The 14,432-nt window shown below is 35.8% G+C and carries 10 protein-coding genes; 6 read left to right on the plus strand and 4 right to left on the minus strand.

The window, feature by feature from the left end:
• Complete coding sequence (locus IPI31_02245; GenBank protein MBK7566622.1) at positions 1-2,961, minus strand: serine hydrolase; 2,961 nt, start codon at positions 2,959-2,961, stop codon at positions 1-3.
• Positions 2,962-3,174: 213 nt separating this feature from the next.
• Here IPI31_02245 and mutL point away from each other — a divergent pair, with 213 nt between their 5' ends.
• The 6 genes from mutL to IPI31_02275 all read left to right on the plus strand — a co-directional run bounded on the left by mutL (position 3,175) and on the right by IPI31_02275 (position 10,487).
• A complete protein-coding gene (gene mutL, locus IPI31_02250) occupies positions 3,175-4,998 on the plus strand; it encodes a DNA mismatch repair endonuclease MutL (protein MBK7566623.1) in 1,824 nt (607 codons plus the stop codon).
• 7 nt (positions 4,999-5,005) lie between these two features.
• On the plus strand, positions 5,006-5,701 hold the full coding sequence (locus IPI31_02255; protein MBK7566624.1) for a rhomboid family intramembrane serine protease: 696 nt from the start codon (positions 5,006-5,008) through the stop codon (positions 5,699-5,701).
• Positions 5,701-6,606, plus strand: coding sequence for a rhomboid family intramembrane serine protease (locus tag IPI31_02260; protein ID MBK7566625.1), 906 nt, complete (start codon positions 5,701-5,703; stop codon positions 6,604-6,606). Before IPI31_02255 ends, IPI31_02260 begins: the two co-directional genes overlap by 1 nt.
• Complete coding sequence (locus tag IPI31_02265) at positions 6,603-7,700, plus strand: endonuclease/exonuclease/phosphatase family protein (GenBank protein ID MBK7566626.1); 1,098 nt, start codon at positions 6,603-6,605, stop codon at positions 7,698-7,700. The genes IPI31_02260 and IPI31_02265 overlap by 4 nt, the downstream gene beginning before the upstream one ends.
• A gap of 468 nt (positions 7,701-8,168) precedes the next feature.
• Positions 8,169-9,671 (plus strand): cysteine--tRNA ligase, encoded by a 1,503-nt coding sequence (locus IPI31_02270; GenBank protein ID MBK7566627.1) that lies wholly within the window; start codon positions 8,169-8,171, stop codon positions 9,669-9,671.
• 18 nt (positions 9,672-9,689) lie between these two features.
• The gene (locus IPI31_02275; GenBank protein ID MBK7566628.1) at positions 9,690-10,487 is read left to right on the plus strand and encodes a class I SAM-dependent methyltransferase; all 798 of its coding nucleotides are present in this window, start codon (positions 9,690-9,692) and stop codon (positions 10,485-10,487) included.
• A gap of 25 nt (positions 10,488-10,512) precedes the next feature.
• On the opposite strand, the gene IPI31_02280 is transcribed toward IPI31_02275, so the two are convergent.
• The 3 genes from IPI31_02280 to IPI31_02290 form a co-directional block, all read right to left on the minus strand.
• On the minus strand, positions 10,513-12,168 hold the full coding sequence (locus IPI31_02280; GenBank protein ID MBK7566629.1) for a C1 family peptidase: 1,656 nt from the start codon (positions 12,166-12,168) through the stop codon (positions 10,513-10,515).
• 73 nt (positions 12,169-12,241) lie between these two features.
• Positions 12,242-13,522, minus strand: coding sequence for a T9SS type A sorting domain-containing protein (locus IPI31_02285; GenBank protein ID MBK7566630.1), 1,281 nt, complete (start codon positions 13,520-13,522; stop codon positions 12,242-12,244).
• A 265-nt stretch (positions 13,523-13,787) separates the two neighbouring features.
• Positions 13,788-14,432: a response regulator transcription factor gene (locus IPI31_02290; protein MBK7566631.1), complete on the minus strand. Its 645-nt coding sequence runs from the start codon at positions 14,430-14,432 to the stop codon at positions 13,788-13,790.

Below are 14,432 nucleotides of genomic sequence, written 5' to 3' on the forward strand. Positions count from 1 at the left end.
TTAATCACTTGCTGCACCACCAACAACATTCTTACTCAAAAAACTTTCATAGATCACATCCATGATCTTATTTCTGGTGCCTTCTGAACTCAATTTATTGGGATCAGCAGTTGGTTGTACGCGGTTTGAAAGAAAAATATATAAAAGATCGTATTTAGGGTCGGCCCAAACACAAATTCCGGTAAATCCTTGATGCCCAAAAGTTTGGGCGGAAGCATACTGGCTGCAAGGAGAGGTATTAATAAGATCCGGTTTATCGAAACCCATTCCGCGGCGAGAGATGCTGCTTTGTTTTTTTGTCCAGGCGTTAATTGTTTGTTCGGGTAAATATTGTTGACCTCCATAATTTCCTCCATTTAACAACATCTGATACAAAATTGCGAGGTCTTCGGCATTGGAAAATAATCCGGCGTGGCCTTCCACTCCGCCCATCATTGCAGCACCCATATCGTGTACATAACCTTGTACAGTTTGGTAACGAAAATAATTATCATTTTCTGTTGGAACTATTTGCGATTTATCAAAATTATTTAATGGATTAAAACAGGTTGTCTGCATTCCGAGAGGAGCATAAAACATAGAATTAACAAATTTATCCAAAGGCACTCCCGCAATTTTTTCCGCTATACGTTTTGAAATATATAATCCGAGATCACTGTATACATAATTATTTTTTTCCTTTAAGGGTTTGTTCTGAATTAAACTCCAAACGGTATCCTTATAATCATCGCGCATATATAATCCATCAGCAACCAAAGTTGTGAAACCTTTTATTTTCGACTGGTTGTAATAGGCGGGATCAATTGTTCCATCCTCCTTTAATGTTTTTTTGTAAAAGGGGATCCATGCAACCAAACCTGATTGATGTGTGAGAATATCACTCAATTTTAAATTCGCAATTTCTGTACCCTTGGTTTCCGGTAAATAATCGACAACTGTTTTAGAAAGATCGAGCAAACTATCACTGTATAATTTCATCAACATAGAAACAGTTGCCGTTGTTTTTGTAACGGAAGCAAGATCGTAAATACTGCTGAGTTCAACAGGAGTTTTTTTATCGTATTTATAATATCCGTATGCTTTATCCCAAATTACTTTTCCATTTTTTGCAACCAATACCTGGCAACCCGGGGCAGCCTGTACTGCAATACAAGCCTTTGCAATGGAATCAATTTTATTTAAATAATAAACATCCATTCCCACCTCCTGCGGTATGGTGTATTTTAATCTGTTTAAAGAACCTGTTTGCACGCCATCGTTCGCTAAAAATATTCCGGAACCTACAGGCAATTTTCCATCGAATGGAATTGCCCCGAACATCGCCATGGCAGTTGCTTGTTGGGTATACGCATCATCGTCATATGCAACAATATGATATTGTGCTGTTTCAAATTTTTCAAGAGAATAGGGAGTTCCGAAAACTACTGTTGCAGTTTTAGTAACAAGAGAAAGTTTCCATATCAGATTTTCTGTATTTGCAGTAATTCCATATTCACTTGTTCGTGCACGTTTCATATCATGCACTCCAACAACTACCACTTCATAGTTTTTTAGTTTTTCATACATCTGAATAAAAGTGGCAGGATCTGCATCTTTACTGATCTGATAATTATCAATTTTGATATATTTTCCGAGGTATTCCTGAAAGGTGGATTTTTTTCCATTTCCTACACTTAAGGAAGCGATGAAAATAGTGTCAATTTTTTTAAATGGAATTAGACTATCGATTCCGTTTGCAAGTGTTATACTGTTTTCTGTGATTTTTCTTTTTATTAATGTTGCTTTATCGGAATTAAGATCGAATGTTACATTTTGTAATTTTACAGGCTTATATTTATTTAATCCAACGAATGCTTTCGCCTTTAAAATTCTACGCACACTTTCATCCAGCCTTTCCTCTGTAATTGTTCCAATTTCTATTGCCTTTTTTATAGATTCATAAGCAAGCGGAACATTTTCACTAAACAATAAAAAATCGTTTCCGGCTAAAAACGCTTTTACTTCCAGTTCACCTGTTTCATAATATGCACTAACCCCTTTCATATTTAATGCATCGCTGAAAACCAATCCGCGAAAACCGAGTGTATCTCTTAAAAGATCCGTTCCAATTTTTTTGGATATGGACGATGCATGATTATTTACACTATCCAAAGAAGGAATATATAAATGCGCCAGCATGATAGAACCTAATCCTTCGTTCATTAAAATTTTAAATGGAAATAATTCTAAGGTGTCGAGATGCGCATAGGAATGATTAATAATTGGCAACGTAACATGACTATCAGTAGATACGTCTCCATGTCCCGGAAAATGCTTTCCGCAGGCAAGAATATTATTATCCTGCATGGCATTCATGTACATCAATCCCTTTAAAGCGACATTATATTTATTCTCCCCAAAAGAACGATCACCAATTACAGGATTTTGAGGATTATTATTAACATCAATAACCGGAGCAAAATTGCAATGCACACCCAATCTTTTAAGTTGTTGCGCAATGAGTTCTCCCACCTCATAAACAGTAGAATCATCGCTCATTGCTCCCCAGGTGAGCTGGCGCTGGAAGGAAATAACAGAATCGAGTCGCATCGCAGGTCCCCATTCAGCATCCATGGCTAACATGAGCGGAATTTTGGACATACTTTGGTAGTTATTGGTCAGTTTTACCTGTCGCATAGGCCCACCTTGCATAAAAATGAGACCCCCGATCTGATATTTTTTGATCAGCGTTTCAATTTCTTTCACATGGGCAGCATCTTTATTGGAATAGGCGGCAACCATAAAAAGCTGCCCAATTTTTTGATCCAGAGTCATAACCTGCATGAGGGAATCAACCCAAGGATAATTTTGGTCGTAGTACGCGAGTTTCTTATCTGTGTCAATTTCAGGCGATTGTACACGGAAAGATGCCGATGCAAAACCGACAGTAAATAAAAATATGAATAAAAATCTTGGATACAAATGTTTTGTTTTTTACGATGACCTTAAACTATTTTGCAAAAGTAATTCGAACTTTATGCCAACACAGAGTATTTACACATAAACTGTTGTTATCATCACTAAATTTAAGACAATAGTTCAAAGGAATTATCTTTATTTGCAAAGAAACGATGAACTTGTTTTTTTTGATACAACTTTGCAGAAATTATTTAGTCTAGAGAGGTTGAGGCATACATGGCAGATATAATTCATTTATTACCGGATTCGATTGCAAATCAGATAGCTGCTGGAGAAGTAATTCAGCGACCGGCTTCGGCTGTGAAGGAATTGCTCGAAAACGCCGTTGATGCAGGTGCTACGGAGATCAGGCTGATGATTAAGGATGCCGGCAAAACGCTTATTCAGGTGATCGACAATGGCTGTGGAATGAGTGTAACAGATGCCAGAATGTGTTTTGAGCGACATGCTACCTCCAAAATAAGAACTGCGGAAGACATTTTTAAGATAAGAACCAAAGGTTTTAGGGGGGAAGCTATGGCAAGTATAGCAGCAATTGCACAGGTTGAACTCAAAACCAGGTTGCCTCAGGAAGAAATTGGTAACAGAATTGTGATAGAGGGGTCTGATATCATTAGTCAGGAACAGGTGCAATGCGCCCCGGGAAGCAATATTTCGGTAAAAAACTTGTTTTATAATGTTCCGGCGAGGAGAAATTTCCTAAAATCGAATACTGTTGAGTTAAAACATATTATCGACGAGTTTGAACGGGTTGTTTTGGCACATCCCGGTATATTTTTCAGTTTGCAGAACAATGGAATAGAATTATTTCACTTAAAACCGGGAAATTATCGCCAGCGTGTAATTCATTTATTCGGAAGTAATTATAACGAAAAATTAGTTCCGATAGAAGAAAATACCTCGGTGGCAAATATTCGGGGATTTATCGGAAAACCGGATTCTGCAAAAAAAACCAAGGGAGAACAATTCTTTTTTGTAAATAACCGATATATCAGGAGTCCCTATTTACACCATGCAGTTATGAGTGTATATAATGATTTGATTGCGGAGGGAAATTATCCTTTGTATACAATTTATATAGATATAGATCCGTCTCGTATCGATGTGAATGTGCATCCTACAAAACAGGAGATCAAATTTGAGGACGAACGAATAATTTACACCTTTATTCAGGCAGGTGTGCGTCATGCATTGGCACAATATAGTGTTACACCAACTTTGGATTTTAGTTTGGATCCAACTTTTGCAAATCTTCCCAGTTTTTATAAAAAACAACCGCAGGATACTGTTTCAAAAAATACATCTTTTAAGACTTATGAAAGCAGGATGAATGAAAATCCTGTTTTTGAGAAATCTAATTTTCCGGATTTTCAACCTAAAGAATTTGATCGGGAATTAACTGCAGTTGAAAATAAGGAAACAGAAAAAGCCGGTGGAAATGAGGAAAAGATATTTGGATATAATACAGAAACAACACCTTCATTTCAGATCCATAATCAATATATAGTTGCACAAATAAAATCGGGATTTATTGTGATCGATCAGCAGGCTGCACACGAACGGGTTTTGTATGAAAAATATTTAACGCAGTTGCACAATAAAAAACATCATACACAGCAGCAGTTATTTCCGCAGAGTTTAACATTATCCGGTGGAGATGCTGCAATTTTACTTGCCTTATTGCAGGATATCAATAATTTAGGTTTTGATATTCAACCATTTGGCAAAGAAACATTTGTAATACATGGAGTACCGGTGGAATTTGAAAATGGGAACGAACAAAAGGTGATAGAAGATCTTATTGAACAATTTAAGGAAGACAAGGCTGCATTAAAATTGCACAAACACGAAGGCATTGCAAAATCGCTTGCAAGATCAAATTCCATTAAACGCGGACAAAAACTGGATGAGCGCGGAATGCGTCATTTGACCGATCAGTTATTTGCGTGTTCAACACCTTTTGTTTCCCCATTCGGGACCTTAACATTTACCACTTTTTCGCTTGACGAATTAGCTAAACAATTTCAGAAAAACAATTAAAAAATAGATGTTTACGCGTTTTAATTATTTACCTCCAGTAATAAAAAATTTATTGATCCTGAATGGATTGATATTTTTAGCTACTCTTGTATTTCCGGATCTGCTTGGAAAACTTGCTATGTATTTTCCCACTTCACCGGATTTTCAGCCTTATCAGATCGTGACACATATGTTCACACACGCCAATTTAGGGCATATTTTCTTTAATATGTTTGCATTGTGGATGTTCGGATCTGTATTAGAAAATGTTTGGGGCCCCAAAAGGTTTTTAACCTTCTTTTTAATTACAGGATTTGGAGCAGCATTATTACATATGGGTGTAAATGGATATCAACTTTATAATGCAGTAGGTACATTAAATCCGGATGTTAGTATAGGTAGCGATATGATATCCGGAAATTATTCGCAAGCCCAACTTGCAAAAATAGCGTCGTGTTTTGCCCCAACGGTCGGGGCTTCCGGAGCTGTGTATGGCATCCTCATAGCTTACGGTATGTTATTTCCAAATACACTGCTTTATGTTTATTTGTTATTTCCGATAAAAGCAAAATACCTCGTTATTATTTTAATTGCGGTGGAGGTTTATTTTGGTTTCGTAAATAGTCCTACTGATAACGTAGCACACTTTGCGCATCTTGGCGGGGCATTATTTGGATTTATATTGATAAAATATTGGGGGAGAAATAAACGACGTTTTTATTAATGAATATCCGCGACGACATTAAACATCAATTCATGCATGGAAACGCAATAATGAAAATATTGCTGGTGAATGTATTGATATTTGCAGCACAATCCGTTGTTTTTCTGATTGCCTATTTTGGAGGATTTAAGGAGGAATACGTTTTATTTTTAAGTAAATGGTTTTGGGTAAGTACCGATCTCAATGTTTTGATCACAAGACCCTGGACAATTTTTACTGCAATGTTAATGCATGACCCTGAAGATATATTTCATATACTCAGCAACATGTTATATCTCTTCTTTTTCGGAAGAATATTTGTTGATTTTATTTCACAGAAAAATTCCTGGCCATTATTTTTAACCGGTGGTCTTGTTGGGACATTCGTGTCGATAGCAACATATAATCTTGCACCCTCGGTAAGGGATCTTGTTGGTATTCCAATGGTTGGAGCTTCCGCAGGCGTTATGGCAATAGTTTTGGCTGCTGCCACACTGGTGCCAAATTACAGTGTGAATATTATTTTTATCGGTCCTGTAAAATTGAAATACATAGCTTTATTGGTTGTGGTAATCGATCTGTTAAGCATTCCTTCTGAATATAATTTAGGTGGACATATAGCCCATCTGGGAGGAGCACTTACGGGATATTTATTTATAAGGTCTTATCAAAGCGGTCGACCCTGGTTTGAATGGTGGCCGAAGTTTGAAAATTTTATTGTGCGTTTATTTGAAAAAAAGAAACCTAAAGTTGTATATGTAAATCGAAATCCTGCTCCTAAAAAAACTTCTATGGGCAGAGATGAAAAAGACATTGAAGAGCAGGTTAAAACAGATGCCATTCTGGATAAAATTAAAGCAGGTGGATATGATAGTTTGAGTAAAGCGGAAAAAGATTTTTTATTTAAAGTAAGCAATAAGAAATGAAGTGGTGGCATAAATTAATATTGATATTTACTATCCTCAATTTAATTCTACTGATAGGAGCCTATATGGCAATGTATATCAGTCCGGAAAGTTTTTGGCCGGTAGCTTTTATCGGATTAGGATATATTCCCGTTTTGCTAGTATACCTTTTTTTTATGGTGATCTGGTTTTTTATCCGTAAAAAAGTATTTTATGTTTTGCTGGTATTTTTATTATTAGGGTTTAATGCGCATAGGAGTTATTTGGCAATTGGCTCAATCAAAAAAACAGATACAGAAGGGAAAAAAACATATACCATTTTACAATACAATGTTCAGGGATTTGATGCATACAATAAAGATGGCAAATACCTTAACCGAGAAGAAATAATTTCCAATATTGCAGAAGCAAAAGCAGATATTATTTGTTTGGAAGAATTTAATACCTACCATAATCATCCAACGGAAAAAAGCAATCTTGATATGGTTGTAGCAGCAACCGGATTAAAACATCAGTATTACTATAAAGCATACGAAAATTCCAAATCGACAAGAAGTTTTGGGTTGATCATACTTTCGAGATTTCCGGTAATTAATTCCGGACACCTCGAATATCTATCATTAAGCAGATTAAATTCAACTATTTATGCCGATCTATTAATAGAAAATGATACGATTCGTGTTTTTTGTTCTCATTTACAGTCAACACAATTAAGCCATTACGATCTCGATTTTATTGAAGCGAGCAACGACGCACAAACCGATTTTGACGCCGACAGGATAACAAATAAATTAAAAATGAGTTATGCATTACGCGCGCAGGAAGCTGACAGCGTATCTATTTATTTAAAAAAATCACCACACCCAATTATATCCTGCGGTGATTTTAATGATACTCCTGTATCATATACCTATCGCAAAATGAGTGAGGATTTACAGGATGCCTTTTTGCAAAAAGGATTTGGCATCGGTGCAACCTATGCCCCGTTTCCCTTTATCCGGATCGACTATCAATTGTTTGATGAAGATAAATTTGAAATTGTTGATTTTAGACGAATAAAAGAAAGATCGAGTGATCATTATCCTTGTGTAACTACGTTTGTGGTGAATGAGTAATGAGTAATGAGGTTGATCCTCGACAGCCGGGTGTATTTACTCCTGACTAATGACTATTGACGGAAAGTGGTGAGTAGTGAGTGGTGAGATTGATCCTCGGTAGCCGGATGTGTTTACACCTGACTAATAAATATTGACTCTTGACAAACCTCCACGATTCACGCTTCACGAAATGAGTAATGAGTTATGAGTAATGAGTTTGATCCTCTAAAGCCGGATGTATTTACTCCTGACTAATGACTATGACGGAAAGTGGTGAGTGGTGAGTAGTGAGTTTGATCCTCGGTAGCCGGATGTGTTTACACCTGACTAATGACTATTGACGGAAAGTGGTGAGTGGTGAGTGGTGAGATTGATCCTCGATTGCCGGATGCTTTTTACTCCTGACTATTGACTCTTGACAAACCCTCGGACTCACGATTCACGATTCACGACTCACGATTTGCCATTACATGTTAACTTTGCTGCATGGAAAAGGTGTTATACCATCAGAATACTTTATTGGTTTACAATACATTATCGAGGCAGAAAGAGATTTTTGAACCGCTAAATCCGCCGTTTGTGGGTATGTATGCCTGCGGACCTACAGTTTATAGTGAACCACACCTTGGAAATTGCAGGAGTTTTGTTTCTTACGATCTTATGTTCCGGTATTTGTTGCATTTGGGATATAAGGTGAGGTATTTAAGAAATATAACTGATGCAGGGCACGTGGAAAGCACAAGTGGGGAAACCGGAGATAGAATAGGAAAACAAGCAAAGCTTGAACAAGTGGAACCGATGGAAATTGTGCAGAAATATTCTGTAAAATTTCATCAGATAATGGAAACATTAAATTGTTTACCTCCGAGTATAGAACCAACTGCAACCGGGCATATAATTGAGCAGATAGAAATGACAAAAAAAATAATGGAGAAGGGATATGCATATGAAACTGCCGAAGCCATTTATTTTGATGTAGATAAATATGCACAAAATCATAATTATACAATTTTAAGCGGAAGAAATTTAGATGACCAACTGGAAAATACGAGAGAACTTGGTGGTCAGCAATCGAAAAAAGGAAGATTGGATTTTGCATTGATGATAAAAGCAAAACCGGAACATATCATGCGTTGGCCATCGCCTTGGGGAGATGTTTATCCGGGTTGGCATATTGAATGTTCAGCAATGAGCGAAAAATATTTGGGGAAACAATTTGATATTCACTGCGGTGGAATGGATCTCATCCCTACACATCATACAAACGAGATTGCACAATGTGTTGCGTGCAACGATACTGATCCGGTGAAATATTGGTTACATCCGAATATGTTAACCGTGAACGGACAAAAAATGAGCAAAAGTTTAGGCAATGCATTTTTACCAATTGAATTATTTGAAGGGACTCACCCCTTGCTGGATCAGGGTTACAGCCCTATGACAGTGCGATATTCCATGTTGCAGGCACATTATAGAAGCACATTGGATTTTAGTAATGAGGCATTAAAGGCAGCTGAAAAAGGATTAAAACGCATGATGAATGCTGTGCACTTATTAAATGAAATAAGTGTTTCTGATACATTAAATAATAATGAGGAAACCAATGTAAATAAAATATTGGTGGGTACTTATACTGCAATGAATAATGATTTTAATTCACCCCAAGCAATTGCCGAATTAAATGAAGCTGCCACTTTAATAAATACCTGGAACGATCTTCAAAATAAAAAAGCAAATATCAAACCTGAAACTTTAGAACGATTAAAAGATCTGTTGCACAATTTTCTTTTTGATATTTTCGGATTACAGGAAGAAAAAGAAAATAATAATGGAGCGCTTAATGGTGTAATGGATCTAGTTATTGATATCAGAAAAGATGCACGAGGCAAAAAGGATTTTGCAACTTCCGATAAAATTCGCGACGGATTAAAAGCCGCGGGAATACAATTGAAAGACGGCAAGGAAGGTACAAGTTGGGATGTGGAGTAATCAGAATTAAATCAATATATGGATAATTCATTTGATCCTGTTGCTGATTTGTATGACGAAACTTTTTCGAATACACGGATCGGAAAAGCACAGCGCGATATTGTTTGGAAATATCTTCGCAAAAAAAATCTAATAAATAAAAACATTCTGGAACTCAATTGCGGCACTGGTGTGGATGCCATTCATCTTGCTCAAAATAATCGGGTTACTGCCACAGATGCATCCGAGGCCATGTTGAGAATCACGAAAGCAAAAATTGATCAAAACGACCTTCAATCAAATTGTAAAACCATTTTATGGAATTTAAATGATCAATTCCCAGGGGATAAGGAAGAAAAATACGATCTCATTTTTTCCAATTTCGGTGGATTAAATTGTATATCGCCGGAAGCATTAAAAAATTTATCTTTGGAATTACGTGATCTGTTAAAACCTGGCGGGGAGATGATATTTGTTGTGATGGGAAGATTTTGTTTAATGGAATCCTTGTATTTTCTTTTTAAGGGAAAATGGAAAAGTGTATTTAGGAGGAGATCAAAAAAATCAATTATTGCGGCACTTAATAAAGGTGCGGAGGTAGAGATATGGTATTATTCATCAAATAAAATAATACAACTATTTAATCAATTTTTTGTTCCAAAAGGAAAGTATCCGGTAGGAATATTTATTCCCCCCTCCTATTTTGAATCATTTATTAAAAAACATCCAACTATATATGATAGTTTTGTAATAGCAGATAAATTACTGCGAGGAATTGGTTTTTTGTCCTGCCTGAGTGATCATTATATTGTAGAATTAAAGAATAAGGCCGAATAATATATTTACCCGGCCTTATGCAAAATTATATCCTTACGACATTTTTTAATGCTACCATTGATGTTCCCCACTTTTCTACCCAATCATATGGAGCATAGGCGAATCCTATATCTCCAAAACATTTACCATGCGAATTTTTTATTATAAAATATCCACCTCCTGCACCAGGCGCTATTTTAAGCTTTGCAGGAATATTTTTATTATCTACAAATCCAACTATTTCTACGCAGTGGCCCCCTGCATCTTTGGAAGCTTTTTCGTCGTCGTTGAAAACAATAAATCCCTTCCCATCAGAATTGCTATGATTACCCGTTCTCCAGCTATCAACAACCGTAAAACAATAAATCAGAGGTTGGTTTTGGCTAAGAAAAAATTTAGCTACAGATACTTCTGAATTCCAGATTGGGTCCCAAATTAATTGAAAATCTGTAAGTTTAAATCTAGAAGTTCCGGGAACATTCGTTTCATAAATACACACTTCTATTTCATCAACAATTTCAATAATATCTGTAACGAAATCGCAAACCCAACCACCAAATATTCCTAAAAATGGAATTCCCTCAATAAATTCGCATACTTCGTTCACCACCTCTTTAAATTCGGTTGTGGTTATCGTGTAACAGTGTTTATGTGCCTGGTGATTGGTATTTGAACAAGCCAATCCATTATAATTATCGCAGGAATGGGTATATTTTCTTTGAACATCATCCTTAATTCTCGATAGTGAAGGATTATAATTCCATGCATTTTCGAAGGGAAATACATACCCATTTACAATTTGAAATAACATGCTGATTGGTGGGAAATATCCATCTCCATAATAATCATCCCATGGATTCGGATTCCAATCAAATTTTTGATTTTTATACAGATCCTGCTCGCTCAGATTTGTTTTTAAATTAAACTTACGTGAAATAAATGTTTCCATAGCAGCAACGGTACCAAATGCGGTGCAAGTACCTCTATTATTTTGATTTTTAATTGAGGTGATATGAGGTTTCAACGACCAGCTGAAATTGGTTATCAATCCTTTTGGATTTGGTTGAGCGTCTTTACATTTTGAACTGTCAGTCTGATCAGTTTTTTCGCCTTCTCCAATCTCTGATCCAAAATTTAGTACTGGGCTCAATTCAGGGATTACAAGATCAAGTATACCCAATAATTGTGATGCAAGTTTAGCAGTTTGATCGAGAATTTCGTTGGCTGACATCTGGATAAGATCAGCTTGCGATAGCACCTTAAACTTATTTTGCAGATGTTCTTTATTTATTATTATATAGTGTTCAAGGAATTCATACAACTTTATTGCCTGCAATTTATCTTCACGAATATGTTTGATATGAAATAGGTCATTAACCAGAGATGCTTTATTGTTGTACAAATTAATACCATTTTCGTCCTTCACTACAATTGCATCCGTATTAAATCCTTCATATTTATGCAGTTGTGTCGCAATCTGGGTTTTACTGTCTACAATATCTTTTAGGATTGCATTATACATAAAATCATGAATTTTAATAGAATGTTTAAGCGTAGCATCCTTTTTGGAAGGTGTTATCACTTTGGTTTCCACTTCATCATCGATCATAGTTTTTAAAATCTCCTTTTTAAGACGTGGAAGTTTAGAGGTTCTTTTTTTATCCTCTTCCGATTTAATCGGGTTAATATGGATGTAACGCATAGTTTTAAATTTATTTGTGAAATGATTAATTAGTTAAAAAATATAGTTCATTTGAATCAATTTATGTTCCCTGTCATTGTTTAACAAACACACTCACTTTGCCTTCAATATCAATTAGATATACACCATTTGTGAGAAAAGCAATCGGTAATGCACCATTTTCGTCGATATTTCCAGTTCTTAATATCTGACCTGCATTATTCAAAATGGTGTATTTTAATGCAATTCCTGAGGTGCTTATATATAAGTTGTTAATACCAGGATTAGGATATAAAGTATAGTCTGTTGCTTTATTATAAAATTCCACACATATCAAATCAGAACTGAATTGTTTACCATAAATATCGGTGGAAGTAACACGATAATAATTACATCCCTCTTGCGGAGTTGTATGAACAAAATAATAATTATCTGTTGAATTATCACCATCCACGGTTCCGATAACAGAAATACTTTCGTCATTATTAATTTGTTCAATATCGAAGTGATGTATTTCTTCATCGGCAACTATTTCCCAATTCAACATGTTTACATTTTCATCCTGAAATCCTGATAATTGCAATGAGTGCACCGGCAATGTTATATCCCAAATTATATAACTATACCACTTTGAATCGGAGAAATTATACAACCAGACAAGATCATTTGCATAACTAAAACGAAATGTGGATGAAGTAACGGCAGTTGCAGGTAATTGTGAACTTCCAGTAAATACACCTGTAGACCCATTAAATAACAGCACTTTTTTTGCAACATAATCCAATAAACCAATCTCATAACCTGCAACTCCGGTATAAATAATGGAATTCGTATTTACATTAGTAAGTGCAACACCGGTAAGTGGAGTTGAACTTACTTCCAGTGCAGTATTTCTGTTGTATCTTTTTAAGGTTCCTGCGGAATAAAATAAAACCTGATTATTTACCGGATCGTAACTACCCACTGATTGAGCATCAGGCTGGTGCATTCCTGTAAATAACGTTGTAAACAAATTAGTTGCAAAATGATTAACATCAAGATCTATCGTAGACCATCCTATTATATTAAAAGCATTTCTTTCAAGTTGATTAGTATTTGGGTTCCACCACATTCCCCTTGTGTCGACCGCCGTGTTAGTATTATTAAGCACAACGCCTGTTGCAGAAAAGGTGATCAATGGATAGGAAATATTACCACAACGAGAAGTATAATAAAGATCTTCCGTTGGATGGAACACAACGGAGCCCGGGTTCGTAACAGAGGTTGGAAATGCAAGCACTAATGGATTTAATAATGCATCTGGAAGTAAAACATATTGTGCATGCAAAAATCTAAAACCAAATAGGAAAATAATCAGGATAATGCGCTTTTTCATCTTAAAAAAATTAAACGGGGTTAATTTGATTCCTATCAAATCATTTAAAGCAATATTTATAATTTGATAAGATATTTATTTAGGGCAAAGATCTTCGCCTACTACCCTATAGCGCAATACCCCGGTCGGGTGATTTTAGAGAGCTAAAGTTGATTACACTGCAAAACCATAATTATAAAAGTTGAAAACTACAAGAAAGCTTGAATTCAGAATTTGCATTTTTCTGTAATGAAAAATTAAATTATAAATAATTAAAGGGCAAGAATTAAATTAATTTCTCCTGAATTGCCTTTGCAACGGCTTCCGTTTTTGAAGCTACCTGAAGTTTTTCATAAATATTTTTCACATGGGTATGGACTGTTTCCGAAGAGATAAAGAGATTTTCACCGATCTTGCGGTAACTCATACCCTTTGAAAGTAATTTAAGAACATCAAATTCGCGTTCACTCAATTTATAATCCTTTTCAGCAAGATGTTTATCCTGAAAATGAGTTTGAAAAAGATATATCACCTTTCTTGCTATACTTGGGGTCATTGGCGCACCTCCATTATAAACATCTTTAATTGCCTCCAATATTTGAGCTGGAGCAGTGTTCTTTAAAATATACCCCTGAGCACCAAAACAAATAGAGTAAAATACTTTTCGGTCGTCGTCGAAACTTGTTTGCATAATAACCTTAATATCAGGGTATGCGGGATGGATTTGTTTTACTGCATCGATGCCCGAAGTCCCGGGCATTTCTATATCCATTAAAATTACATCAGGGGAAACATTTTCAATATCTTTTAACACATTATCCGCATTGCTGAATCCACCGGCCCATTCAAAACCGGGAGTGCCTTTCAGAATTACACTAAGTGCATCTCTCACTTTTTTATTATCATCAAAAATACATACGCGGATTTCCAT

Source organism: Bacteroidota bacterium, from assembly GCA_016706865.1.
Classification (GTDB): Bacteria; Bacteroidota; Bacteroidia; order Chitinophagales; family BACL12; genus UBA7236.

Bases quoted from the DNA above. Each gene is read 5' to 3' on its own strand.
- mutL (MBK7566623.1), top strand. From the start codon at position 3,175: ATGGCAGATATAATTCATTTATTACCGGATTCGATTGCAAATCAGATA.
- IPI31_02255 (MBK7566624.1), top strand. From the start codon at position 5,006: ATGTTTACGCGTTTTAATTATTTACCTCCAGTAATAAAAAATTTATTG.
- IPI31_02260 (MBK7566625.1), top strand. From the start codon at position 5,701: ATGAATATCCGCGACGACATTAAACATCAATTCATGCATGGAAACGCA.
- IPI31_02265 (MBK7566626.1), top strand. From the start codon at position 6,603: ATGAAGTGGTGGCATAAATTAATATTGATATTTACTATCCTCAATTTA.
- IPI31_02270 (MBK7566627.1), top strand. From the start codon at position 8,169: ATGGAAAAGGTGTTATACCATCAGAATACTTTATTGGTTTACAATACA.
- IPI31_02275 (MBK7566628.1), top strand. From the start codon at position 9,690: ATGGATAATTCATTTGATCCTGTTGCTGATTTGTATGACGAAACTTTT.
- IPI31_02280 (MBK7566629.1), bottom strand. From the start codon at position 12,168: ATGCGTTACATCCATATTAACCCGATTAAATCGGAAGAGGATAAAAAA.
- IPI31_02285 (MBK7566630.1), bottom strand. From the start codon at position 13,522: ATGAAAAAGCGCATTATCCTGATTATTTTCCTATTTGGTTTTAGATTT.
- IPI31_02290 (MBK7566631.1), bottom strand. From the start codon at position 14,432: ATGGAAATCCGCGTATGTATTTTTGATGATAATAAAAAAGTGAGAGAT.